This window comes from Labrys methylaminiphilus subsp. lupini (assembly GCF_051161885.1).
Taxonomy (GTDB): Bacteria; Pseudomonadota; Alphaproteobacteria; order Rhizobiales; family Labraceae; genus Labrys.
Window position 1 is genome coordinate 2,345,510 of record NZ_JBMDIH010000001.1, and the last position, 24,308, is coordinate 2,369,817.

At 62.2% G+C, this 24,308-nt stretch carries 17 protein-coding genes and 3 riboswitches; of the genes, 9 read left to right on the forward strand and 8 right to left on the reverse strand.

All coding sequences use genetic code 11. The features are described 5' to 3' along the window. Nucleotides 1-45: 45 nt before the first annotated feature. Nucleotides 46-1,287: a tyrosine--tRNA ligase gene (gene tyrS, locus ACN6KF_RS11100; RefSeq protein WP_434956901.1), complete on the forward strand. Its 1,242-nt coding sequence runs from the start codon at nt 46-48 to the stop codon at nt 1,285-1,287. A 106-nt stretch (nt 1,288-1,393) separates the two neighbouring features. Here tyrS and pssA read toward each other — a convergent pair whose 3' ends face one another. Beyond that, nucleotides 1,394-2,218 (reverse strand): CDP-diacylglycerol--serine O-phosphatidyltransferase, encoded by an 825-nt coding sequence (gene pssA, locus ACN6KF_RS11105; protein ID WP_434956902.1) that lies wholly within the window; start codon nt 2,216-2,218, stop codon nt 1,394-1,396. 2 nt (nt 2,219-2,220) lie between these two features. Next, on the reverse strand, nt 2,221-2,919 hold the full coding sequence (locus ACN6KF_RS11110; RefSeq protein ID WP_434956903.1) for a phosphatidylserine decarboxylase: 699 nt from the start codon (nt 2,917-2,919) through the stop codon (nt 2,221-2,223). A 151-nt stretch (nt 2,920-3,070) separates the two neighbouring features. On the opposite strand from ACN6KF_RS11110, the gene ACN6KF_RS11115 reads away from it, so the two are divergent. The 4 genes from ACN6KF_RS11115 to ACN6KF_RS11130 all read left to right on the forward strand — a co-directional run bounded on the left by ACN6KF_RS11115 (nt 3,071) and on the right by ACN6KF_RS11130 (nt 6,310). Then, nucleotides 3,071-3,871, forward strand: coding sequence for an ABC transporter ATP-binding protein (locus tag ACN6KF_RS11115; RefSeq protein ID WP_434956904.1), 801 nt, complete (start codon nt 3,071-3,073; stop codon nt 3,869-3,871). A gap of 129 nt (nt 3,872-4,000) precedes the next feature. After that, the gene (locus ACN6KF_RS11120) at nt 4,001-4,777 is read left to right on the forward strand and encodes a transporter substrate-binding domain-containing protein (RefSeq protein WP_434956905.1); all 777 of its coding nucleotides are present in this window, start codon (nt 4,001-4,003) and stop codon (nt 4,775-4,777) included. 121 nt (nt 4,778-4,898) lie between these two features. Then, nucleotides 4,899-5,579 carry an ABC transporter permease gene (locus ACN6KF_RS11125; RefSeq protein ID WP_434959652.1) on the forward strand — a complete coding sequence of 227 codons (681 nt, stop codon included), beginning with the start codon at nt 4,899-4,901 and terminating at the stop codon, nt 5,577-5,579. A 2-nt stretch (nt 5,580-5,581) separates the two neighbouring features. Then, the gene (locus ACN6KF_RS11130; protein WP_434956906.1) at nt 5,582-6,310 is read left to right on the forward strand and encodes an ABC transporter permease subunit; all 729 of its coding nucleotides are present in this window, start codon (nt 5,582-5,584) and stop codon (nt 6,308-6,310) included. Nucleotides 6,311-6,401: 91 nt separating this feature from the next. On the opposite strand, the gene ACN6KF_RS11135 is transcribed toward ACN6KF_RS11130, so the two are convergent. From ACN6KF_RS11135 to recA, 4 genes are all read right to left on the reverse strand, one after another. Further along, nucleotides 6,402-7,193: an arginine deiminase family protein gene (locus tag ACN6KF_RS11135; protein ID WP_434956907.1), complete on the reverse strand. Its 792-nt coding sequence runs from the start codon at nt 7,191-7,193 to the stop codon at nt 6,402-6,404. A 37-nt stretch (nt 7,194-7,230) separates the two neighbouring features. Next, on the reverse strand, nt 7,231-7,419 hold the full coding sequence (locus ACN6KF_RS11140) for a hypothetical protein (RefSeq protein ID WP_434956908.1): 189 nt from the start codon (nt 7,417-7,419) through the stop codon (nt 7,231-7,233). A gap of 4 nt (nt 7,420-7,423) precedes the next feature. Continuing rightward, the gene (gene alaS / locus ACN6KF_RS11145) at nt 7,424-10,075 is read right to left on the reverse strand and encodes an alanine--tRNA ligase (RefSeq protein WP_434956909.1); all 2,652 of its coding nucleotides are present in this window, start codon (nt 10,073-10,075) and stop codon (nt 7,424-7,426) included. A gap of 214 nt (nt 10,076-10,289) precedes the next feature. Further along, a complete protein-coding gene (gene recA / locus ACN6KF_RS11150; RefSeq protein ID WP_434956910.1) occupies nt 10,290-11,363 on the reverse strand; it encodes a recombinase RecA in 1,074 nt (357 codons plus the stop codon). A gap of 320 nt (nt 11,364-11,683) precedes the next feature. Between recA and ACN6KF_RS11155 the strand changes: the two genes are divergently transcribed. Beyond that, on the forward strand, nt 11,684-12,601 hold the full coding sequence (locus tag ACN6KF_RS11155; RefSeq protein ID WP_434956911.1) for an NAD(P)-dependent oxidoreductase: 918 nt from the start codon (nt 11,684-11,686) through the stop codon (nt 12,599-12,601). Between the two features lie 67 nt (nt 12,602-12,668). Here ACN6KF_RS11155 and ACN6KF_RS11160 read toward each other — a convergent pair whose 3' ends face one another. Both ACN6KF_RS11160 and ACN6KF_RS11165 read right to left on the reverse strand, forming a co-directional pair. Beyond that, nucleotides 12,669-13,952 carry a porin gene (locus tag ACN6KF_RS11160; RefSeq protein ID WP_434956912.1) on the reverse strand — a complete coding sequence of 428 codons (1,284 nt, stop codon included), beginning with the start codon at nt 13,950-13,952 and terminating at the stop codon, nt 12,669-12,671. 284 nt (nt 13,953-14,236) lie between these two features. Next, nucleotides 14,237-15,877, reverse strand: coding sequence for a fumarate hydratase (locus tag ACN6KF_RS11165; protein WP_434956913.1), 1,641 nt, complete (start codon nt 15,875-15,877; stop codon nt 14,237-14,239). A 410-nt stretch (nt 15,878-16,287) separates the two neighbouring features. After that, nucleotides 16,288-16,485, forward strand: a riboswitch (cobalamin riboswitch). A 263-nt stretch (nt 16,486-16,748) separates the two neighbouring features. On the opposite strand from ACN6KF_RS11165, the gene metE reads away from it, so the two are divergent. From metE to ACN6KF_RS11180, 3 genes are all read left to right on the forward strand, one after another. Then, nucleotides 16,749-19,112: a 5-methyltetrahydropteroyltriglutamate--homocysteine S-methyltransferase gene (gene metE / locus ACN6KF_RS11170; RefSeq protein ID WP_434956914.1), complete on the forward strand. Its 2,364-nt coding sequence runs from the start codon at nt 16,749-16,751 to the stop codon at nt 19,110-19,112. 101 nt (nt 19,113-19,213) lie between these two features. After that, a riboswitch (cobalamin riboswitch) is annotated at nt 19,214-19,534 on the forward strand. 109 nt (nt 19,535-19,643) lie between these two features. Next, nucleotides 19,644-22,556, forward strand: a complete 2,913-nt coding sequence (locus ACN6KF_RS11175; RefSeq protein WP_434956915.1) for a ribonucleoside-diphosphate reductase subunit alpha — start codon at nt 19,644-19,646, stop codon at nt 22,554-22,556. A gap of 128 nt (nt 22,557-22,684) precedes the next feature. After that, entirely contained in the window at nt 22,685-23,800 is a 1,116-nt protein-coding gene (locus tag ACN6KF_RS11180) for a ribonucleotide-diphosphate reductase subunit beta (protein ID WP_434959653.1), read from the forward strand. Between the two features lie 251 nt (nt 23,801-24,051). Beyond that, a riboswitch (cobalamin riboswitch) is annotated at nt 24,052-24,257 on the forward strand. Nucleotides 24,258-24,308 lie beyond the last annotated feature (51 nt).

Consider the following 24,308-nt stretch of genomic DNA (forward strand, 5'->3'; position numbering starts at 1 on the left):
TAGACGGCGCCTAGAGAAGTTATATGCCGTTTGAGAGCGTTTGCCATGACCGCGTTAAAATCCGATTTCCTGCGCACCCTGACCGAGCGCGGCTATATCCACCAGGTATCGGATCTCGAGGGCCTCGACGAAAAGGCGGCCGCCGGGCGTATCACCGCCTATGTCGGTGTCGATCTCACGGCAAGCTCGCTGCATATCGGCCATCTCGTACCAATCATGATGATGCACTGGCTGCAGCGGACCGGCCATCGCCCGATCACCCTGATGGGCGGCGGCACGACGCGCGTGGGCGATCCGTCGGGACGTGACGAGACCCGCCGTATTCTGCCGCTCGAACAGATCGAGGAAAACAAGCGCAGCATCCAGCGCGTCTTCTCCAAATTCATCAGCTACGAGAACGACAAGGCCATCATGGCCGACAATGCGGAGTGGCTGACCAAGCTCAATTATATCGAGATGCTGCGCGACATCGGTCGCCACTTCTCGGTCAACCGCATGATGTCCTTCGATTCGGTGAAGCTGCGGCTCGACCGCGAGCAGGAGCTCTCCTTCATCGAGTTCAATTACATGATCCTGCAAGCCTATGATTTTGTAGAACTTTCCAGGCGCCATGACTGCGTGTTGCAAATGGGTGGTTCGGATCAGTGGGGCAATATCATCAACGGCATTGATCTCGGCCGCCGCATGGGCACGCCGCAGCTCTACGCCCTTACCTGCCCGCTGCTGACCACCGCTTCGGGCGCCAAGATGGGCAAGACCGCCGCCGGCGCCGTCTGGCTCAACGACGACATGCTCTCGGCCTATGACTACTGGCAGTATTGGCGCAACACCGAGGACGCCGACGTCGAACGCTTCCTCAAGCTGTTCACCACTTTGCCGCTTGACGAGATTTCCCGCCTCGCCGCCCTTGGTGGTTCGGAAATCAACGAAGCCAAGAAGCGCCTGGCCACCGAGGCGACCGCGCTCGTCCATGGCCGCGACAAGGCCGAGGCTGCCGAGGAAACCGCCCGCAAGACCTTCGAGGAAGGCACGCTGGCCGGCGACCTGCCGAGCTTCGAGCTGCCGGGCCTCAGCGAGGGTGTCGGCCTCCTCAATGCCTTCGTGCAGGCAGGCCTGGTGCCGTCCACCAGCGAGGCCCGCCGCCAGGTCGCCAACGGCGGCCTCAGGGTCAACGACGTCGTGGTCAGCGATCCCAAGGCTATGCTGACCAAGGCCGACGTCACCGCCGACGGCGTGATCAAGCTGTCGATGGGCAAGAAGAAGCACGTGCTGGCCAAGCCGGTGTAATTCGGTGTGCCGGTCTTCGGACCGGCATTGATATGTCTTGCTCCCGGAGGGGAGCTGCCGGTCACGCTCCATCTCTTGGTGGAGCTGAGAAGACCGGCTCACCGGCTTACTCGCTCTTCTGCTCCGCCTGTAGCGAGGCCTGATGGGCCTGCGCCTGCTTGCGATAATAGATGACGCCGAATGGAATGGTCGCCAGATAGCCGACGGTTAGCGAAGTCAGCGACTCCCACGGATAGAGCGCCAGCAGCATCACCACCACCACGGCGACGACGAAGATCGGCAGCACCCATTCGCGCGGAATGCGGTTGCCCAGCTTCTTGCCCGAGAAGGTTGGGATGGTGGAGATCATCAGGAAGGCGATGAGCAGCACATAGGCGAGCTCATATTTGGCATGGCTCGGCTCATGCGTGAGGCCGAGGAAATCCAGATAGATCGGCAGCAGCACCGTGCAGGCCCCGGCCGGTGCGGGCATGCCGGTGAAGAAGTTCGCCTGGAAGGCCGGCCGGTTGGGATCGCTGCTCGTCACGTTGAAGCGGGCAAGGCGCAGCACCATGCAGATGGCGAAAACCAGCGAGCCGATCCACCCAATGGATCGCAGATCGTGCAATCCCCAAAAATAGAGGACGATGCCGGGAACCACGCCGAAATTCACGAAATCGGCAAGCGAATCGAGTTCCGCACCGAATTTCGAGGTGCCCTTGAGATAACGCGCCACACGCCCGTCGATACCGTCCAGCAGCGCCGCGACCACAATACAGCCGATGGCGAGGTCGAGCTTGTTCTCGATGGCCAGGCGAATGGCCGTCATGCCCGCACAGAGCGCGAGGAGCGTGATCATGTTGGGAATCAGCACGCGCAGCGGAATGGCACGCCGCTTCGTTCCCTCGGGATCCGGACTTCCAGGCTGAAAAGGCGGGAAGAGCGGGTCCATGATCAGCCGACGCGATGGGTCAAATTCGGCATCGCGGCATTGGCATCCGCCAGGATCGTCTCGCCGGCCACCATCTTCTGGCCGATACCGACCAGGGGGCGCACCCCTTCGGGCAGATAGACGTCGACGCGCGAGCCGAAGCGGATCATGCCCAGGCGCTGGCCGACGGCGACGTGCTCGTTCTCGTTGGTCCAGCAGACGATGCGCCGCGCCACCAGGCCGGCTATCTGCACCACACCGTAGCGGCTGGTTCCCGTGTCGATGATGAAGCTGTTGCGTTCATTGTCCTCGCTGGCCTTGTCGAGATCGGCGTTGAGGAACTTGCCGGGCTTGTAGGCGATCTTGGTGATCGTCCCCGTCACTGGGCTGCGATTCACGTGGCAGTCGAAGACGTTCATGAAAACCGAGACGCGCAACAGTGACTGGTTGGCCAGTCCCAGCTCCGGTGGCGGCAGCACATTGGCGATCTGGCTGACCACGCCATCGGCCGGCGAGACCACCAGGCCCTCGCGCACCGGCGTCACCCGCTGGGGGTCGCGGAAGAAATAGGCGACCCAGGCCGTGATGATCAGCAGCGGCCAGAACAGAACCTTGATCCATACCAGCGCAATCAGCGTGGCCACGCCGGCGATCCCGAGGAAGGGATAGCCCTCGCGATTGATCGGCACCAGGACTTTGCGAATGGAGGCGGCTAGCGACATAGGCAGGGTTCCAGTTTCGCGACCTGCCTATCTCATGCAGCGGATAAAGACCAGAGCATGTCGTTATCGACAAGAGTGGCTGCCCGCACCTTGTGCAAACTGAAATGGCTGATACAGTTCTGGGCAACCGAACGTCAGATGAGGTCGCTTTATGCCAGAGGACGCCCCACAAGCGGGAGCGAGCCGGACACCCGTTGTTCAACTCGACAATATTCACAAGAGTTTCGGCCTCCTGGAAGTCCTCAAAGGCGTTTCCCTTACGGCCCATGAAGGTGATGTCATCGCCCTGATCGGAGCGTCAGGCTCGGGCAAGAGCACGATGCTGCGCTGCACGAATCTGCTGGAGGTTCCCAATTCCGGCCGCATCCTGATCGGGAACGAAGAGATTCGCCTGAAGCCGGACGGCCATGGCGCCATGTCGGTGGCTGACCACAAGCAGCTCCAGCGCATCCGCAGCCGTTTGGGCATGGTGTTCCAGAGTTTCAATCTGTGGGCGCACCGCACCGTGCTCGAAAACGTCATCGAGGCGCCGGTGCATGTCCTTGGCGAAAGCAAGGCCGAGGCTACAGCCCATGCCGAGCAATTGCTGCACAAGGTCGGCCTCTACGCCAAGAAGGACGTCTATCCCGCCTTCCTCTCCGGCGGCCAGCAGCAGCGCGCGGCGATCGCACGCGCCCTTGCCATCCGGCCCAAGGTGATGCTGTTCGACGAGCCGACCTCGGCGCTCGATCCGGAACTGGTTGGCGAGGTGCTCAAGGTCATCCGCGATCTCGCCGCCGAGGGCCGCACCATGTTGCTGGTGACTCACGAAATGGCCTTCGCCCGCGATGTCGCCAACCATGTGATGTATCTCTACAACGGCAATGTCGAGGAGGAAGGTCCGCCACGGAAGGTGTTCGGCAATCCCAACAGCGAGCGTTGCCGTCAATTCGTCACGCCGCGCCAGCACTAGCACGACCTGCATGGCAGTCAGGTTCGCTTGACGAAAAAGTTCGGGGGGCAGGAGGGCACCAGAACTCACGCATCAAGTACGAAAACCCAAGAAAACGTTGAAAAAACAGACATCCATCAGGGGACCAAAATGAAACACTTCAACGCCAAGTTCCTCGTGGCGAGCGCCTTCTTTTGGGGTGTGGCCTTCGCCTCAGCCCAGGCCGACACCATCAAGGTCAGCGTCGCGGCCGAACCCTATCCACCCTTCGCTTCGAAGGACGCCTCCGGCCAGTGGGTCGGCTTCGAAGTCGATCTGGCCAAGGCTGTCTGCAAGGCCGCCAAGCTCGACTGCGAGGTCGTCGCCACCGCCTGGGACGGCATCATCCCCGCCCTGATCGCCAAGAAGATCGACGTGATCTGGGCCTCGATGACGATCACGCCGGAACGCTCGGCCCAGATCGGCTTCACCATCCGCTATTACAACACGCCGCCGGAATTCATCGGCAACAAGGCCGACAAGTTCGACTTCACGCCGGAGGGCATGAAAGGCAAGTCGATCGGCGTGCAGACCAGCACCATTCACGCCCAATATGTCCAGAAGACCTATCCCGATGCCGACATCAAGAGCTACGGTACCCAGGATCAGGCCAATGCCGATCTGGCGGCGGGCCGTCTCGACTTGGTGATGGCCGATGCCGCCGCGCTCGACGACTTCCTGGCCGGCAAGGACGGCCAATGCTGCGAGATGAAGCTTTTCCCCAAGGATCCGGTGTTCGAAGCCGGCGTCGGCGGAGGCCTGCGCAAGGAGGACACCGACCTGAAGGCAAAGCTCGATGCCGGCATCAAGGCCGTCTATGCCGATGGCGAGTTCGATGCGATCCAGAAGAAATACTTCAAGTACGACGTCGGTACGCCGCCGAAATGAGGCAGGCCGCTGGGTTCGCTCCTATTGAGCTGAACCGAGCTTTCTCCAGCCGGCCTGAGAGTTCAGGCCGGCTCCTCTTCTTTCTGCGGGGTCGGGCGTGGAAGCTTTCTGGAATCTGCTGATGACCGGCTGGGGCGTATCGCTGCTCCAGGGCCTGGTCATCACCATCGAAATCTCGGTCGGTGGCTATCTGACCGGCCTGTTGATCGGCGGCCTCGTCGCCTGGGCCAAATTGCGTGGGCCGCGCTGGCTGGTCGCGCTCGCCAATGGCTACTCCACCATCTGCCGCGCCGTGCCCGAGGTGCTGCTGATCCTGATCCTCTATTATGCCGGCCAGCAGGGCCTCAATGCCCTGATGGCCTGGCTGGGTTACGGCACGCTGGGAATCGGCGGTTTCTTCGCCGCCATCACCGTGCTCGGCGTGGTCAACGGTGCCTATACCTCGGAGATTCTGCGCGGTGCCGTGCTCGCCTTGCCGAAAGGCCAGGTCGAGGCGGCCCGCGCCTATGGCATGCATGGCTTCGGCCTGTTCCGGCGCGTCGTCCTGCCCTTGATGATTCCCTTCGCCTTTGCCGGCCTGACCAATCTCTGGATGACCATGCTGAAGGACTCGGCGCTGATTTTCGTGGTCGGCTATAACGAGCTCACCTTCACGGCCGTGCAGGCTGCCGCGTCGACGCGCATGTATTTTCCCTTCCTGCTGCTCTGCGGCGCGATCTATTACGCGCTGACGCAATTCTCCAACATCTTCATCAAAATGTTCGAGCGTCACATCCGGCGCTGGACTCCCAAGCTGGGGTGACCATGGCCGCGGATCTGGCAAGCTGGTTTTTCGACAATTTCGGCTGGATCGGCAAATATTGGCCGGCCATCCTCAGCGGCTTCTTCACCACATTGAAGCTGCTGTTCTTCTCACTGCTCTTCGGTTTTCCCCTGGCCGTTCTGGTCGGCTTCGGCCGGGTTTCCAAGAACAAGCTGGTCTACGCCATCGCCTCCAGCTTCGTGTCCGTCATTCGCGGCACGCCCTTGCTGGTGCAGATGTTCGTCTATTACCAGGGCCTGGGCTCGCTCTTTCCTTCCATCCCCGGCATCCGGCAATCCTTCATCTGGCCGATCCTGAAGGATGGCTATTACTACGTCATCTTCGCCCTGGTGCTGAGTGTCGGCGCCTATGTCGGCGAAGTCGTGCGCGGGGCCCTGCTGTCGGTGCCCCGTGGCGAGCTGGAAGCGGCTCGCGCCTACGGCTTTCGCGGCTTCGCGCTGGTGCGCCGCATCTGGCTGCCCCGCGCCATGCAGGCGATGATGCCGACCTTTGCCGGTGAGACGGTGCTCTGCCTGAAATCGACCGCTCTGGCCTATCTGGTCAGCGTCCAGGACCTTCTGGGCCAGATCAACATCATCCGCTCACGCGAGGCGATCACCTATACGCCGCTCCTGGTGGTGGCGGTCGGCTATCTCATCACCACGCTGGTGATCGAAGCTGTCTACAGGCGCCTGGAGGCTGGTTTCGCCAAGACGATGAAACCGCACTGAGAAACGACCGAACCCGAGACGCCGGTCGAGAATCGGTTCCCCGGGCTCAGTCTTCACGAAAGTCTACGGATATTGGTGGCGGAACGCCGCCTCAGGCGTGCCAGCGCAGCGACATGCAGGACAGGCCTGCATCGATCTTGGCGATCTGAGATGTCGGCAGCCGGACGACACTATAGCCTTCAGCTTCGAGCAAGGTTCCCGTGCGGGGATAGTCGATGCCGATGAAAACCCGGTCGTTCACCCGCAGCGCGTTGGCACCCGCCTCCTCGCCTTCCGGCGTCAGCAGTACCCGCATGCCCTCGAACACGCCCGAAGCGGCGAGTCGGTCCGTCGACAGCATGGTGGTATCGTCGAGCAACGAACAATCGGACTTGAAATGCAGCACACCCGGCGGCGTGGTGACGACGACGCCCTTGCGGCCGAGTTCAGCCAACAGGCGGATCAGTTCCTCCGCACCTTCCCGCGTGGTGCGGTCGGAGAGGCCGATCATCACCGCCTGGGGCGTCACCAGCACATCACCGCCATCGACAAAACCCGGCCCCTGCAACGCCAGGACCTTGTCGAAGCGGCCGCGCAGCACGGGCGCAATCTCGGCCGTCTCGCCGAAACGGCTCTTGGCGCCGACCCGCAGCAGGATCGCGCCTTCCGGGAACACCAGGGCCGGATCTTCCACGAACAGCGAATCCGGGAAAGTCTCCAGGGCAGGCAGTACCTCGACGGCAACCCCCGCAGCCTGCAAGGCCTCGATATAGAGGCGGTGCTCGGTCGAAACCCCTTCATGGGTCGGCGCACCCCGATCCTCGGCCCGCAGGCCCTGGATCACGCTCGCCGGCGGCAGGCGCACGATGGCATTGTCGAATGCATAGACGGGATAGGCGCTCATACCGGCTCCGTTCGAAGGGGATTGAAGCCCGCCAGCTTCACTCTTCCGGCGGACGATATTGAATGACCTGGGTCCACAGCCCATAGGCGGCGACAGCCGCGAACATCAGGCCCCAGAACTGGTTGCCATTGTAGAGTTCGACCCCGGCCCAGACCGCCGGCAGCACGCAAAGCAGCACGCGAACCCAGAGCGGCCTCATCCAGTCCGGCGTGTTGGGCTGGGCCATCGGCTCAGGCCTCTGCCAGCGCTGCGGCGATGGCGTCGAGGGCAATCTGGGCCTTGGCACCGTCGGGGCCACCGGCCTGGGCCATGTCGGGCCGTCCACCACCACCCTTGCCGCCGAGAGCTTCCGACCCCTTGCGCACGAGATCGACGGCATTGAAGCTGCCGGCGAGGTCCGCCGTCACACCGACGACAAGGCCGGCACGGCCATCCTCGGAGGTCGCCACGATGGCCACGACACCGGAACCGACCTGCTTCTTGCCTTCGTCCGCCAGCGCCTTGAGATCCTTCAACTCGATGCCGGTAACCGCCTTGGCCAGCAGCCGGGTCTTGCCGACCATGCGGATTTCGCTGTCGCCCCCGCCGCCGCCCATGGCGAGCTTCTTGCGCGCCTCGGTCAGTTCACGTTCGAGCTTGCGGTTCTCCTCAACCAGATTGGCAAGGCGGTCCCCGGCTTCGGGCACGGGCGTGCGCAGCACATCGGCCAATCCCTGGAGCAGACGGCTCTCATTGACCAGATGCTTACGGGCTCCGTCCGCCGTCATCGCCTCGATGCGCCGCACGCCGGCTGCGACCGCGCCGTTGGAGACGATCCGGATCAGGCCGATGTCGCCGGTACGCCGCACATGGGTGCCGCCGCACAATTCCACTGACCAGGCCTTGTTCGAGCCGGGCTGGCGCTGCCCCATCGAGACGACCCGGACCTCGTCGCCATATTTCTCGCCGAACAGCGCCCGCGCACCGGAAGCGATCGCATCGTCCACGCTCATGAGATGCGTGGTCACCTCGCTGTTGTCGAGCACGACGGCATTGGCGAGATCCTCGATCTCCTTGAGTTCCTCATCCGAAATGGGCTTGGGATGCGAGAAGTCGAAACGCAGACGGTCCGGCGCCACCAAGGAGCCCTTCTGGGCAACGTGATCGCCCAGCGTCAGGCGCAAGGCCTCATGCAGAAGATGCGTGGCCGAGTGATTGGCACGGATCGCGGAGCGGCGCGCATGATCGACCACGAGTTCGAGCGGCTCCTGCACCTTGAGCGTGCCCTCCTCGACGGTGACGGCATGCACGAAGAGATCGCCGAGCTTCTTCTGGGTATCGGTAACGGTGACCTTCAGGCCACCGGCCTGCACCGTGCCCGCATCGCCCTGCTGGCCGCCAGACTCGCCGTAGAACGGCGTCTGGTTGAGGATCAGGAAGCCCTTCTCGCCCTTGCCGAGGTGATCGACCGGCTTGCCGTCCTTGACCAGGGCCAGGGCAACGCCCTCGGCGGTCTCCGTCTCGTAGCCGAGGAATTCGGTGGCGCCGACCTGCTCGCGCAGGCCGAACCAGACTGTCTCGGTGGCCGCATCGCCGGATCCTGCCCAGGCGGCCCGCGCCTTGGCCTTTTGCTGCTGCATGGCAGCCTGGTAGCCTTCGAGATCGACCGAGATGTTGCGCGCGCGCAGCGCATCCTGTGTCAGGTCGAGCGGGAAGCCATAGGTGTCGTAGAGGGTGAAGGCGACATCACCCGAAAAGACCTGGCCGTCGCCGAGCTTCACGGTCTCGGCGTCGAGCAGGGCAAGGCCGCGCTCCAGCGTGCGTCGGAAGCTGGTTTCTTCCAGGCGCAGGGTCTCGCTGATCAGGGCCTCGGCCCGCACGAGTTCGGGGTAGGCGGCGCCCATCTCGCGCACCAGCGCGGGCACCAGCTTCCACATGACGGGATCCTTGGCGCCGAGCAGGGAGATGTGACGCATGGCGCGGCGCATGATGCGGCGCAACACATAGCCCCTGCCCTCGTTCGACGGCAGCACGCCGTCGGCGACCAGGAAGGAGGAAGCCCGCAAATGGTCGGCGATGACGCGATGGCTGGCGAGCGCCGGCCCTTCGGCTGGTACGCCGATCGCCTCCACCGACGCGCGGATCAAGGCCTGGAAGAGGTCGATGTCGTAATTGTTGTGCTTGTGCTGCAGCACGGTGGCGATGCGCTCGAGGCCCATGCCGGTGTCGATCGAGGGGCGCGGCAGGTTGACGCGCTCGCCACCGACCAATTCCTCGAACTGCATGAAGACGAGGTTCCAGATCTCGATGAAGCGGTCGCCATCCTCATCCGGCGAACCGGGCGGGCCACCCCAGATATGCTCGCCATGATCGTAGAAGATCTCCGAGCAGGGGCCGCAGGGCCCGGTATCGCCCATGCGCCAGAAATTGTCCGAGGTCGGAATGCGGATGATGCGATCGTCCGACAGGCCGGCGATCTTCTTCCACAGCCGATGCGCCTCATCGTCCTCGGAGTAGACGGTCACCAAGAGCTTGGAGGCCGGCAGGCCGAAATCCTTGGTGATCAGGTTCCAGGCGAGTTCGATCGCGCGATCCTTGAAATAATCGCCGAAAGAAAAGTTGCCGAGCATCTCGAAGAAGGTGTGATGCCGCGCCGTGTAGCCGACATTGTCGAGGTCATTGTGCTTGCCGCCGGCGCGCACGCATTTCTGCGAGGTCGCGGCACGCGAATAGGAGCGCTTCTCGATGCCGGTGAAGACGTTCTTGAACTGCACCATGCCGGCATTGGTAAACATCAAGGTCGGATCGTTGCGTGGCACCAGCGGCGAAGACGCCACGGCTTCATGGCCGTTCCGCACGAAATAGTCGAGGAAGGTGGATCGGATCTCGTTGACGCCGCTCATGTCCAATTTGCCTATTTGGCCTAAATGCCTGTTTTGGCTGGTCCCTTCCTTTCGGCATGGCCAGCAACATGGTGGTGGGGCGTTGTAGCGGGGCTGTTTCGGCCTGTCGAGGCGCGCATACATGAAAAACCCGACTGCCGGGAGCGACAGACGGGTTATTCGGTGTGAATTGGCTCTGCTTAGGCCAGACGTGAGAAGCCGGTCGAGGCCGACCTCATTCGCCCTCGGCTTCGGACGGGTCGATATTGTCGAGGATACGCTCGGCAATCAGGCCGGCATTCTGGCGAATCTGGCCCTCGATCTTATCCGCCACATCCGGATTGTCCTTGAGGAACTGCTTGGCGTTCTCACGGCCCTGGCCGAGACGCTGGCTCTCATAGCTGAACCAGGCGCCGGATTTTTCGACCACGCCGGCCTTGACGCCGAGGTCGACCAATTCGCCCACCTTCGAGATGCCTTCGCCATACATGATGTCGAATTCGATCTGCTTGAAGGGCGGCGCCACCTTGTTCTTGACGACCTTCACGCGGGTCTGGTTGCCGACCACCTCTTCCCTGTCCTTGATCGCGCCGATTCGGCGAATGTCGAGGCGGACCGAGGCATAGAATTTCAGGGCGTTGCCGCCCGTAGTGGTTTCCGGGCTGCCATACATCACGCCGATCTTCATGCGGATCTGGTTGATGAAGATGACCATCGAGTTGGAACGCCCGATCGAGGCCGTCAGCTTGCGCAGCGCCTGGCTCATCAGGCGGGCCTGCAGGCCGGGCTGCACATCGCCCATTTCGCCTTCGATTTCGGCCTTGGGCGTCAGCGCCGCCACGGAATCGATGACGATGACGTCGATCGCCCCCGAGCGCACCAGCGTGTCGCAGATTTCAAGGGCCTGTTCGCCGGTATCGGGCTGCGAGATCAGCAATTCGTCGAGATTGACGCCCAGCTTGCGGGCATAGACCGGATCGAGCGCGTGTTCGGCGTCGATGAAGGCGCAAACGCCGCCTCTCCTCTGGGCCTCGGCGACGCTGTGCAGCGCCAGCGTGGTCTTGCCCGAGGATTCCGGCCCGTAGATCTCGATGACGCGCCCCTTGGGCAGGCCGCCGACACCGAGCGCAATATCGAGACCAAGGGAGCCGGTGGAGATCGCCTCCACCTCCATCGTCTTGGAACCCTTGCCGAGCCGCATGATCGAGCCCTTGCCGAAAGCGCGTTCGATCTGTGATAGGGCGGCGTCGAGCGCCTTCGTCTTGTCCATGGAGCTTCCTTCGACCAAGCGCAGCTGCGTCTGACTCATATGCCCGTTTCCCTATCAAGCACGAACGGATTCGTCATCCGAACCAATCGTTTTCAACACTGGGCTTGCATCTTGTCGCAATTCAAAGCCCCGTGGCGGTATGTACCCATTTTGTTCTCATTCATGCAAGTTCTATTTTTGTTCTCATCGTTCTTATTTAACAGAAGCTGACTGCTCGGGGCAGGCCGACCTTCGATAAATCATCATACCATTGCACCATCGGGCTTGCGCCCGTAGCCCCTCCCCGTCCACACTCACCGTCGGCAGGATGCGCCGGCAACCCGCGTCGGAAATGCGGGACAGGAAACGGGACGATTGCAATGACGAATGCGCAGGAAAGCGTCGGCTTCATCGGGGTCGGCTATATGGGCCATGGCATGGCCAAGAACATCGTGGAGAAGGGCTACGCCCTGACGGTGATGGGCCACCGCAACCGGGCGCCGGTGGAGGATCTCGTGGCCCGCGGCGCCAAGGAGGCCAAGACCCCGCGCGAGGTGGGCGCCGCTTCCAGCATCGTCTTCCTCTGCGTCACCGGTTCGCGACAGGTGGAAGCGCTGGTACACGGTCCCGATGGGCTGAAGGCCGGCCTGAAGCCGGGATCCGTCGTCGTCGACTGCTCGACCTCCGATCCCAATTCCACCCTCGCCCTCGCGGCCGAACTCGCCGAAGCCGGCATCGATTACGCCGATGCGCCGCTCGGCCGCACGCCGAAGGAAGCCTGGGAAGGCACGCTCGATACCATGGTCGGCGCAAGCGACGCCCTGTTCGAGCGCCTCAAGCCGGTGATATCAACCTGGGCCGGACGCATCGTGCATATCGGTGGCACGGGCGACGGTCACCGCATGAAGCTGCTCAATAATTTCCTGTCGTTGGGCTATGCCGCCCTCTATGCCGAGGCCCTCGCTTTGTCGCAGAAGGTCGGCATCACACCCAAGCGCTTCGACAGCGTCATCCGCGGCGGCCGCATGGATTGCGGTTTCTACCAGACCTTTTCGCGCTGGGTCCTGGAGGGCGACAAGGATGCCCACAAATTCACCATCGCCAACGCCTACAAGGATCTAAGCTATCTGGAGGCGATGGCCAGTGCGGCAGGATTGGTCAATCCGATCGGCAATGCCGTGAAGAACTCGTTCGGCGTGGCGATGGCCGCCGGTGGCGCGCAGCGCTACGTGCCGATGCTAACCGACTATATCGGCAGCCTGAACGGCACCGATCTTACCCCGGCCAATCAGAACTGAGGGCGAGTTCATAACGCAAAAACGCTGCGCCGAGGGCGCAGCGTTTTCAGATATTTTGGCGCGAAATTTAGAAGGTGCGGCGCAGACGCACGCCAGCGCCGACGCTGTCATATTTCGGCACGTCGCCGTCGCGATCCTTGTTCTGGTACCAGACTTCGGCACCGGCAATGAAGCCCTTCACCACGGTGTAGTTCAGCTGGCCGCCGACGACATAATATTTGAAGTTGTCGGCAGTGTTGGTGGCAATATTCGGAGCATCATAGCTCAGGTAGCCCCCGAACAGCACGGCCTGCAACTGCTGCGTAAACTTGAGGCCCGCTTCGGCCTGGATGGCCCAACCCTTCGCACGGTCGAGATCGTAGGGAGCCGCCGTAGAAACATAGGCATCCGCCCCGCCGAAGCCGAGAACGCTACTGCCACCGAAGGCTCCATTTGGCTGGGAACCGCCCACACCAAGATACTTCACCGCACCATCGGAGTAGCTGCCTTCGGCTGCGATATAGGCCCCTTCAAGCACCGGGAAGTTGACGTTGCCCGCAGCACCGATCGAGTACCCCCATGTATCGCCATAGCGGGCCAGTGCGGAGCGGTTCTGATGCAGAGCACCCATCACCTGGAAGCGGCCCCAGCCGGTCTTATTGTCGTCGTAGCCCACCACGCCAACGATATCGGGGACCTGAGAACCGCCGGTCGTGTTGATGTTGATACCGTTGACGAGCACGGCAGAGTTGTTGCCGAAAGTGTTGCCGGCGCGATGGTCGCGGTTGTCTTCGATCGACAGCGTGGCGAAGGCCTTATCGAATTGTGCCGTGTAGCTGATCAGATTACGGCGGCCCTGCTCACCGAAATAGGGCGCAAAAAACTCGGCTTGATATTTAGGATCGTAGAATGCGTAGGGCGACCAGGCGAAACCGGCGGTCAGGCCGCCGAACTGCAGATAGGCTTGGCGAACCTGGAAGGTGTCATGCACACCCGAGCTCGAACCATAGGGCGGAGCTGCGCCAGCATTCGACTCGGCCTGCAGTTCGAAGAAGGAGCGCAACAAACCGTAATCCGTCTGGGTACGCGCATCGAAGCGGATACGCGCATTGGTGCGGAACTGGGTCTGATTGAGGTTACGCTTGTTGGCCACGTCCGGGTTCGACATGTACCAGTAGTCAGCGCGGATCTGGCCGCTGATCTGCAGGCAGGTATCAGTACCTGGAATGTAGAAGAAGCCCGGACCGAATGCCGTACAGACCTTCACATATTCAACGGCTTCGCCCTTGCTCATGGGCAAGTCCGCAGCAGAAGCTGCGACGATGCTGAGAAATCCAGCGCCAGCGCCGAGTAAAATTGCACGAATAGACATGGAAATACCCCGATCTTATAAGATAGCCCTCAATCAGGGCCGCTCTCTTCGAAAAGCTGGCAAACCAATATTCAGCCAATCGAAGAGGCGCGGTCGTTGTGCACCGCGATATCGAAGCTTTCCTCCCAGGCGAGACATTACACAATGTTAAGGTAAGTCATCGTTCTGACACAAAAGGGCTTTGTCCATGACAGTTGCGATTTTGCAACAACACGCAGAACGTGCATGAAAAAGGCCCCTCCCTTTTCAGGAAGAGGCCTCGCCGAAAAGCAGGGTGAGCGAACTCAACCCAGATTGAGTTCCTTGAAGAAATCATTGCCCTTGTCGTCGATGACGATAAAGGCCGGGAAGTCCTCGACCTCGATGCGCCAGACCGCTTCCATGCCGAGCTCGGGATATTCGAGCACCTCGACCTTCTTGATGCAGTCCTGGGCGAGGCGCGCGGCGGGGCCACCGATCGAACCGAGATAGAAGCCGCCATGCTTGGCGCAGGCCTCGCGGACCTGGGCGGAACGGTTGCCCTTGGCCAGCATCACCATCGAGCCGCCGGCCGCTTGGAACTGGTCGACATAGGCGTCCATCCGGCCCGCCGTGGTGGGGCCGAAGGAGCCCGAGGCATAGCCGGCGGGTGTCTTGGCCGGGCCGGCATAGTAGACAGGATGGTTCTTGAGATAATCGGGCATCCCCCCACCCGCTTCCAGGCGCTCGCGCAGCTTGGCATGGGCAAGGTCGCGGGCCACGATGATGGTGCCGGTCAGCGACACGCGCGTCTTTACCGGATGGCGCGACAGGGTTTCCAGGATGTCAGACATCGGCTGGTTGAGGTCGATCTTCACCACCGCCCCGCCAAGCTTGCTCTCATCGATCTCCGGCAGGAAGCGCGCCGGATTGTGCTCGAGCTCCTCGAGGAAGACACCCTCGCGGGTGATCTTGCCCATGGCCTGGCGATCGGCCGAGCAGGAAACGCCAAGGCCGATCGGCAGGCTGGCGCCATGGCGCGGCAGGCGGATGACACGGACGTCGTGGCAGAAATACTTGCCGCCGAACTGGGCGCCGACCCCGAGCGACTGGGTGAGCTTGTGCACTTCTTTCTCGAGCTCGAGGTCGCGGAAGGCATGGCCGAGTTCGGAGCCCTCGGTGGGCAGGCTGTCGAGATAGCGCGCCGAAGCGAGTTTCACGGCCTTCAACGTGATTTCGGCAGAGGTACCGCCGATCACCACGGCCAAATGATAGGGCGGGCAGGCTGCCGTACCGAGCGTGAGGATCTTCTCCTTCAGGAAGGCGATCAGGCGGTCCTTGGACAGGATGGAGGGTGTGGCCTGATAGAGGAAGGTCTTGTTGGCCGAGCCGCCGCCCTTGGCGACGAAGAGGAATTTATAGGCCTCCTCCCCTTCCGCCGAGATGTCGATCTGCGCCGGCAGATTGGTCTTGGTGTTCTTCTCCTCGAACATCGACAGCGGCGCGAGCTGCGAATAGCGCAGATTCTTCTTCTCATAGGCATCGCGGATGCCCTGGGCGATGGCACCCTCGTCCTCACCTTCCGTCCAGACCTTGCGGCCTTTCTTGGCCATCACGATGGCCGTGCCGGTGTCCTGGCACATCGGCAGCACGCCACCGGCGGCGATGTTAGCGTTCTTGAGGAGGTCATAGGCGACGAAGCGGTCATTGTCCGTCGCCTCGGGATCTTCCAGAATGTTGCGCAATTGCTGGAGATGGCCGGGGCGCAAGAGATGATTGATGTCCATGAAGGCCTGCTCGGCCAGAAGCCGCAGCGCCTCGCCATCGACCTGCAGAATCTCGCTGCCTCCGAGCTTTTCGACCCGCACGCCCTCGCTGGTCAGCTTGCGGTAGGGCGTCTCGTCCGCTCCCAGGGGGAACAGGGGAACGTGGGGATAGCGGGAATTGGCAGCGGAATCGGCAGGCATGGAGAGGATCTCCGAACAGAGCGTTTTGCGATTTGACGGCTTCGGCAAGAATCGCAAAGACGCGTCAAAACAAGGAGCTAGAGCAAACAAGCGTTTCCGTCTAAACGCACTTTGCTCCAGGACTGGCAGAGGCGGCGCAGGGGCGCCACCGGTTTGGGCCTGATTTAGTCGCTTTTCTCGCCGCTGCCTATGATCAATTGGAATCGTTCCATGCTGAAGGCTCCTCGGCCTTTCGTGCACTGCCAGACGAGGCACTCAGGCAGGCGCCGCCATCGACACCGGGCTTGTGGTTGCGATTGAAGCCGAGCAAAGGCCGCCGCGAGGTCGCGATCCAGGGGTAACCTATGATCGCACGGCATGCCTATATAAACATGTCTTTATGTCGACCTTGACTTTCACGACGTCTTGTCGTTTGCTTGCCCAGTCGAGGTTCTTCCATTCTCGCAATGGAAGCTAAGAGGGAAGCCGGTGCGATGCCGGCGCTGCCCCCGCAACTGTAGACGGCGAGAACTTGCCTCATCATGCCACTGCCTGCCCTGCGCAGGTGGGAAGGCAGGCAAGCTCGGTGAGCCGTGAGCCAGGAGACCTGCCCCGACGAATGTAAACGTCCTCGGGCGGGGTGTCCCGGTGGTTGCTTGACCAAGTCAATGTCCTTGGCCGCGTCAGGCGCTCCCGTACGGCCTTTGCCCCCAGTTCTTCGTGGGGTCTGCCGATGTTCAAGCTTCAAACTGCCATCATGCGTGAAGGTGCAGTCGATCCGACTGCTCGACGACGAATGCGTTGCGGCGTGCCCTGACGGTACGCCGCTCCCTCCTCGATCCGATCCATTCACCACGAACCGGGACCTATCGGTCACCGGCCGGAGACGCGCATGTCCATTCCCATTTCGACGCTCGGCACGCCACGCATCGGCCCACGTCGCGAACTCAAGACGGCCCTCGAAGCCCACTGGGCCGGAAGGCAGAACGAGACCGCCTTGCTCGCAACGGCAGCCCAGTTGCGCGCCAGCAACTGGGCTCGACAGAGCCTGCTCGGCGTTACCCATATCCCGTCCAATGACTTTTCGCTCTACGATCAGGTTCTCGATATGAGCGCCGTGGTCGGTGCCATCCCCTCTCAATATGGCTGGGAGGGTGGCTCCGTCCCGCTTTCGACCTATTTCGCCATGGCGCGCGGCAGGCGGGGCCATGACGATCGTGGCCATGACGATCGTGGCCATGAGGGCTGCAGCCATGGCGGCGGCGGTGTCCCCGCTCTCGAGATGACCAAATGGTTCGACACCAACTATCACTACATGGTTCCCGAATTTCGCCGCGGCCAGGCCTTCGAACTCGCTTCGGCCAAGCCCATTGACGAATTCAGGGAGGCCGCAGCGCTCGGCTTCCACACGCACCCCGTGCTCATCGGCCCGGTGACCTATCTGCTGCTCGGCAAGAGCAAGGACGAGGGCCTGGATCCGCTCACCCTGCTGCCAGGCCTCTTGCCCGTCTATGCCGAGATCCTGCGCAGGTTGGCCGCGGCCGGCGCGGACTGGGTGCAGTTCGACGAACCCTGTCTCGTGCTCGATCTCGACGAGAACGCGCGGGCCGCCCTGCGCCATGCCTATGGCGTCCTTTCCAGCACGGTCTCCGATCTGAAGATCATGATCGCGACCTATTTCGGCGGCCTCGGCGACAATCTCGACCTGGCACTCGACCTGCCCAGCGCCGGCCTGCATCTCGACCTGGCGCGGGCGCCAAGCCAGCTCGGGCAGGCGGTCGCACGAGCCAGCGCCGACAAGGTGCTATCGCTGGGCGTGATCGACGGGCGCAATGTCTGGCGGAGCGACCTGACTGCCCTTCTTGATCGGATCGAGCCGGCGGTTGCAGCCCTCGGCCCCCACCGCGTCGTCCTCGCTCCGAGCTGTTCCCTGTTCCACGTTCCCTACGATGTCGAGGCCGAGAGCGCGTTCGATCCTGAACTCCGCAGCTGGCTGGCCTTCGCCGTCCAGAAGATCGGAGAGCTGAAGACCCTGTCGACAGCCCTGGTCGACGGGCGGCGGGCCGTCGCAGATGAACTCGCCCAATCGGACGCAGCAGCTGCGGCCCGCCGTATATCCGCTCGTATACATGATGCCGGCGTCGCCGCCCGCATGGACGGGCTCACGCCGGCCATGAGCGAGCGCCGGCATCCCTACACGCTGCGCCGCCGGGCCCAGGAATGGCTCGGCCTGCCGCAATTTCCCACCACGACCATCGGTTCCTTCCCTCAGACCGACGCCGTGCGCAAAGCACGCGCTGACCACGCAAAGGGCTGGATCGACGACGCCGACTATCAGCGTTTTCTGCGACAGGAAACCACCCAGGCGATCACTTGGCAGGAAGAGATCGGCCTCGACGTTCTCGTGCATGGCGAATTCGAGCGCAACGACATGGTGCAGTATTTCGGCGAGCAACTGGCCGGCTATGCCTTTACCCAGCATGGCTGGGTCCAGAGCTACGGCTCGCGCTGCGTGCGCCCGCCGATCATCTATGGCGATGTCTCGCGTCCCCGGGCCATGACGGTGGAATGGGCACGCTTCGCACAATCCCTGACCAAGCGTCCTGTCAAGGGCATGCTGACCGGACCGGTCACCATGCTGCAATGGTCCTTCGTGCGGGACGACCTCGAGCGCGAGCAGGTCTGCCGGCAGATCGCCCTCGCCTTGCGCGACGAGGTCGGCGATCTGGAACGGGCCGGCATCCGCATCATCCAGATCGACGAGCCGGCCATTCGCGAAGGCCTGCCGCTCAGACACGCCGAAAAGGAGGCCTATCTGACCTGGGCGGTCGCCTGTTTCCGCCTCGCCGCCTCAGGCGTCGACGATGCCACGCAGATCCACACCCATATGTGCTACTCGGAGTTCAACGACATCATCCATGCCGTTGGAGGCCTGGATGCAGACGTGATCTCAATCGAGACTGCCCGGTCCAAAATGGAACTTCTCGATGCGTTCCGGGCCTATCGCTACCCCAACGAGATCGGGCCGGGCGTCTATGACATCCACTCTCCCCGCTGCCCCACCGTGGCGGAGATGCGCGACTTCCTTGCCAAGGCACGCGAGCGGATCGCCGGCGATCAGCTCTGGGTCAACCCCGATTGCGGCCTGAAAACCCGCAGCTGGGACGAGGTCCGCCCGGCCCTCGTCAACATGGTTGCCGCCGCCCGCAAACTTCGTGAAGAGACCGCTCCAGCGAGAGTGGCGGCGTCCGCGTGAAAAACCTGCCGGGGGACAAATTTCGTCCTCCGGCACGCCTTGTCCCCGTTGAAAAAAAGGGCATCATACACCATGTATTGACATAGAGACACCCAGGCATACTAGATGCTGTATCCACAGGTCCTCGGATTCGCTGTCCGAGGCTAAGAGGGAATCCGGTGAGCCCGAGAGCAAAGCGCGTTTGGTGAAAACGCACTTTTCCTCGAACTTTTTGTTCGACGCGTCTTTGCGATTTGAAGCGACGCTTTCAAAACACAAGACGCTCTAGGGCAAAGCCGGGGCTGCCCCCGCAACTGTAAGCGGAGAGCGGGCTGTCGCTGTGCCACTGGCCGGAAGGCGGGTTCAACCCGCCCTTCGCCGGGAAGGCAGACAGTTCGCAACGACCCGCGAGCCAGGAGACCTGCCTGTGGCTGGTTATCGTTTCCTCGGGCGGGGTGCCCCGACGGATCGCTTTGCTCGTGGCGCATATGCCTGCGCCGACGCGGAACGCGTTCCTTCGGCCCAAGCCTCCAACATTTTGGGGTTTGCCGAATGTCTTTCGATCTCGAAACTGCCACGACCACAAAGACGCCTTTTCCGGCTGCCGGCGCCGACAGGGCGAAGCCGGCCTCGGAACCGGGCTATCAGGTCATTCGCCGCAACGGCGCCGTCACGCCTTTCGATGCCTCCAAGATTTCGGTGGCCCTGACCAAGGCCTTTCTCGCCGTCGAGGGCAATTCGGCCGCTGCTTCGCGCCGGGTGCATGACATTGTCGCCGAACTCACGGCCCAGATCGTTGCCGGCCTGACCCGCCGTGCCGATGCGGGCCGAACCTTCCATATCGAGGACATCCAGGACCAGGTGGAACTCGCCTTGATGCGCGGCGAACACCACAAGGTGGCGCGTGCCTATGTGCTCTATCGCGAACAGCACGCCCAAGAGCGCGCCCTGGAACGAGCAATCGAGACAGAGGCACGGACCGCCATCGCCCCTGCCCTGCGGATGAAGACGGCGGAGGGCTCCTTGCTACCGCTCGACCACGCGCGCCTCACCGCCCTGGTGCGCGAAGCCTGCGCAGATCTTGCCGACACCGATGCAGAGACCGTGCTGAACGAGACGCAGCGCAATCTCTATGACGGCATCAGCCAGGACGAACTGGCGATCGCGCCGATCCTCGCCGCCCGCACCCTGATCGAGACCGAACCTAATTACGCCAAGGTCAGCGCCCGGCTGCTCAACGACAAGCTGCGCCGCGAGGCGCTCAGCTTCGTCGGAGGCCATCCCGACCAGGCGACGCAGGCCGAGATGGCGACTCGCTACGCCGAGTATTTCCATGACTATATCCGCGTCGGCATCGCCAACGAACTGCTCGACCCGGAGCTCGGCCGCTTCGACCTCGCCCGCCTTGCCGCTGCCCTCAAGCCCGAACGCGATCTCAAGTTCGACTATCTCGGCCTGCAGACACTTTATGACCGCTATTTCCTGCATGTGCGCGGCACGCGTTTTGAGCTGCCGCAGGCCTTTTTCATGCGCGTGGCCATGGGCCTGGCCTCGCGCGAGATCGACCGAGAGGCGCGGGCGATCGAATTCTATGATCTTCTGTCCTCCTTCGACTTCATGGCCTCGACGCCGACTTTGTTCAATTCGGGAACACTACGCGCCCAGCTCTCCTCTTGCTTCCTGACCACCGTGTCCGACGACCTCGAAGGCATCTTCAAGGCGGTGAAGGACAATGCGCTGCTCGCCAAATATTCCGGTGGCCTCGGCAATGACTGGAGCAATGTGCGTGGGCTCGGCGCCCATATCAAAGGCACCAATGGCGAAAGCCAGGGCGTGGTGCCCTTCCTCAAGGTCGCCAACGATACCGCAATCGCCGTCAATCAGGGCGGCAAGCGCAAGGGCGCGGTCTGCGCCTATCTGGAGACCTGGCATGTCGACATCGAGGAATTCCTCGATCTTCGCAAGAACACCGGTGACGAGCGCCGCCGCACCCATGACATGAACACCGCCAACTGGGTGCCGGATCTGTTCATGGAACGTGTGGAACAGGATGGCCCCTGGACCCTGTTCTCACCGGACGAAACGCCGGACCTGCACGATCTCTACGGTCCCGCCTTCAAGGTCGCCTATGAGGCGCATGAGGCACGCGCCGCGCGCGGCGAGCTCCGCGTCTTCAGGCAGATCCGGGCCATCGATCTCTGGCGCAAGATGCTGACCATGCTGTTCGAGACCGGGCATCCCTGGATCACCTTCAAGGACCCCTGCAACATCCGCTCGCCCCAGCGTCACGTCGGCGTGGTACATTCCTCGAACCTGTGCACCGAAATTACGCTGAACACCTCCCATGACGAGGTTGCCGTGTGCAATCTCGGCTCGGTCAACCTCGCTGCCCATGTCGACGCCGACGGCCTGATGTTCGACAAGCTCAAGGCGACGGTGACGACGGCGATGCGCATGCTCGACAACGTCATCGACATCAATTTCTACACCATTCCCGAGGCACGGCGTTCCAACCTCAAGCACCGGCCCGTCGGTCTCGGCATCATGGGCTTCCAGGATGCCCTGCAGGCCCTGCGCCTGCCCTATGCCTCCGAAGCCGCCGTGTGCTTTGCCGACGAGAGCATGGAAGCCGTGTCCTTCCATGCCATCTCGGCCTCAACAGACCTGGCGGCCGAGCGCGGTCGCTACCCCAGTTTCGATGGCTCGCTGTGGTCGCAGGGCGTCCTGCCGATCGACTCGGTCGGCCTGCTGGCCGAGACGCGCGACAACGCGGCCTTCGACACCGGCACGACCCTGCCCTGGGACGCCCTGCGCGAGCGGGTGAAGACCGTCGGCATGCGCAATTCCAACACCATGGCGATCGCACCGACGGCGACGATCTCCAACATCTGCGGCGTGTCCCAGTCAATCGAGCCGGCCTATCAGAACCTCTTCGTGAAATCGAACATGTCGGGCGATTTCACAGTGGTGACCTCGGCCCTGGTCCACGATCTCAAGGCACGGGGCTTGTGGGACGAGGTCATGATCTCCGATCTCAAATATTTCGACGGCTCTCTCGGCCAGATCGATCGCATCCCCGAAGAGCTGAAAGCGCTTTACGCCACCGCTTTCGAGATCGACACCGCCTGGCTGATCGAAGCCGCGGCGCGCCGGCAGAAGTGGATCGACCAGGCCCAGTCGCTCAACCTCTATATCGCCAATCCCTCCGGCAAGAAGCTCGATACGCTCTACCGCCTGGCCTGGAAGCGTGGCCTGAAGACGACCTATTACCTGCGCTCGCAGTCGGCCACCCATGTCGAGAAATCGACGCTGAAGGGCACCGACGGCAAGCTCAACGCCGTCTCTGCCACGGTGCCGCAAGCGGCCGCGCCGATCCTGATCGAGACTCAGCCGGAAACACTGCAGTCGCAAGCGTGGGGCAAGGCCTGCTCCATCCACGACCCCGACTGCGAAGCGTGCCAGTGAGCCGAGAACGAGGTGCGATTTTTCCCTTTCGCGCCTTGCTCTCCAACTCTTTGTTTTGACGCGTTTTCTTAAGCGAAAAGTCTATCAACCTTTCTGGAAAACGCTCTGAGGATAAGAAAACGATGACGATGCTCGACTGGTCCGAACCCACCTCGCCCGCAACCCAGCTTCCCCTGCCACAGAGCACGGCGGATGCGACCGGCCTCGGCGCGATCGACCGCAAGGGCGGCCGTGTCACGGTCGACGAGAAACGGATGATCAATGCCCGCGCCGACGTAAACCAGCTCCTGCCGCTCAAATACAAATGGGCCTGGGAGAAATATCTCGCCGGCTGCAACAACCATTGGATGCCGACCGAGGTATCGATGCAGGCGGACATCGCGCTGTGGAAGTCCAAGGACGGCCTGACACAGGACGAGCGGCGCATGCTCAAGCGCAATCTCGGCTTCTTCGCCGCCTCCGAGAGCCTGGTCGCCAACAATATCGTCCTGGCGATCTACCGCCACCTCACCAACCCCGAATGCCGGCAATATTTGCTGCGCCAAGCTTTCGAGGAGGCGGTGCACACCCACACCTTCCAATATATCGTCGAGAGCCTCGGGCTCGACGAGGGCGAACTCTTCAACATGTATCGCGAGATACCCTCGATCACCGACAAGGCGGCCTGGGCGCTCAAGCATACCCAGCATCTCGACGATCCCGATTTCAAGACCGGCACGCCGGACGCTGACCAGGCCTTCCTGCGCGATCTCGTCGCCTTCTACGTCATCTTCGAGGGCATGTGGTTCTATACCGGCTTTGCCCAGATCCTCTCGCTCGGCCGGCGCAACAAGATGGTGGGGATCGCCGAGCAGTATCAGTACATCCTGCGCGACGAGAGCATCCATCTGAACTTCGGCATCGACGTGATCAACCAGATCAAGATCGAGAACCCGCATCTGTGGACGCTGACCTTCCAAGCCGATCTCCAGCAGATGATCCGCGAAGCCGCTGAACTGGAGGCCGCCTATGGCCGGGACACCATGCCGCGCGGCTTCCTCGGCCTCAACGCGGTGTCCTGCGAACAATACATGCATTTCATCGCCAACAGGCGCTGCGCCCAGCTCGGGCTCATGCCGGTATTCCCGGACGTGGAGAACCCCTTCCCCTGGATGAGCGAGGCGATGGACCTGAAGAAGGAGAAGAACTTCTTCGAGACGCGTGTCATCGAATATCAGAACGGTGGCGCGCTGAGCTGGGATTGAAGGCACGCTTTCGAGGTCTTCGGAACAAATCGGAGGAAAGCTGGGATGGGGAATCATGGCCCTCATCCAGATTTCAGATCCCAACATCTCGAAAGGAGTGGGACAGGTTGCTCCATCATCCCCCGCCATGCGGGGAATGATGGACATTGAATGTCTCCTTCCCGACCTTCCTTCCTCAAGCTCTCGATGACAATGTCCTGAACACACCATCATCCGTCGCATCGCCTCTAGTCGGTGCGCCGACTCGATGTATTCTAATCCTCATTCGAGGTGCCGGTTCGCCCCCAAGGCGGACTGGAGAATTTGGGAAGCCGGTCTGAATCCGGCGCTGCCCCCGCAACGGTAGAGGAGAAGATCGCGGCAGGTGCCACTGGGTCGGGAAGACCTGGGAAGGCGTCGCGATCGGGCCGGAAGGCCGCTCCTGAGCCCGGAAACCAGCCACGAAGAAAACCGACGGACGCGGTGGGCGTTCCGGGAGGAGGTTTGGCTGCGCCTTTTCACCGGCGCG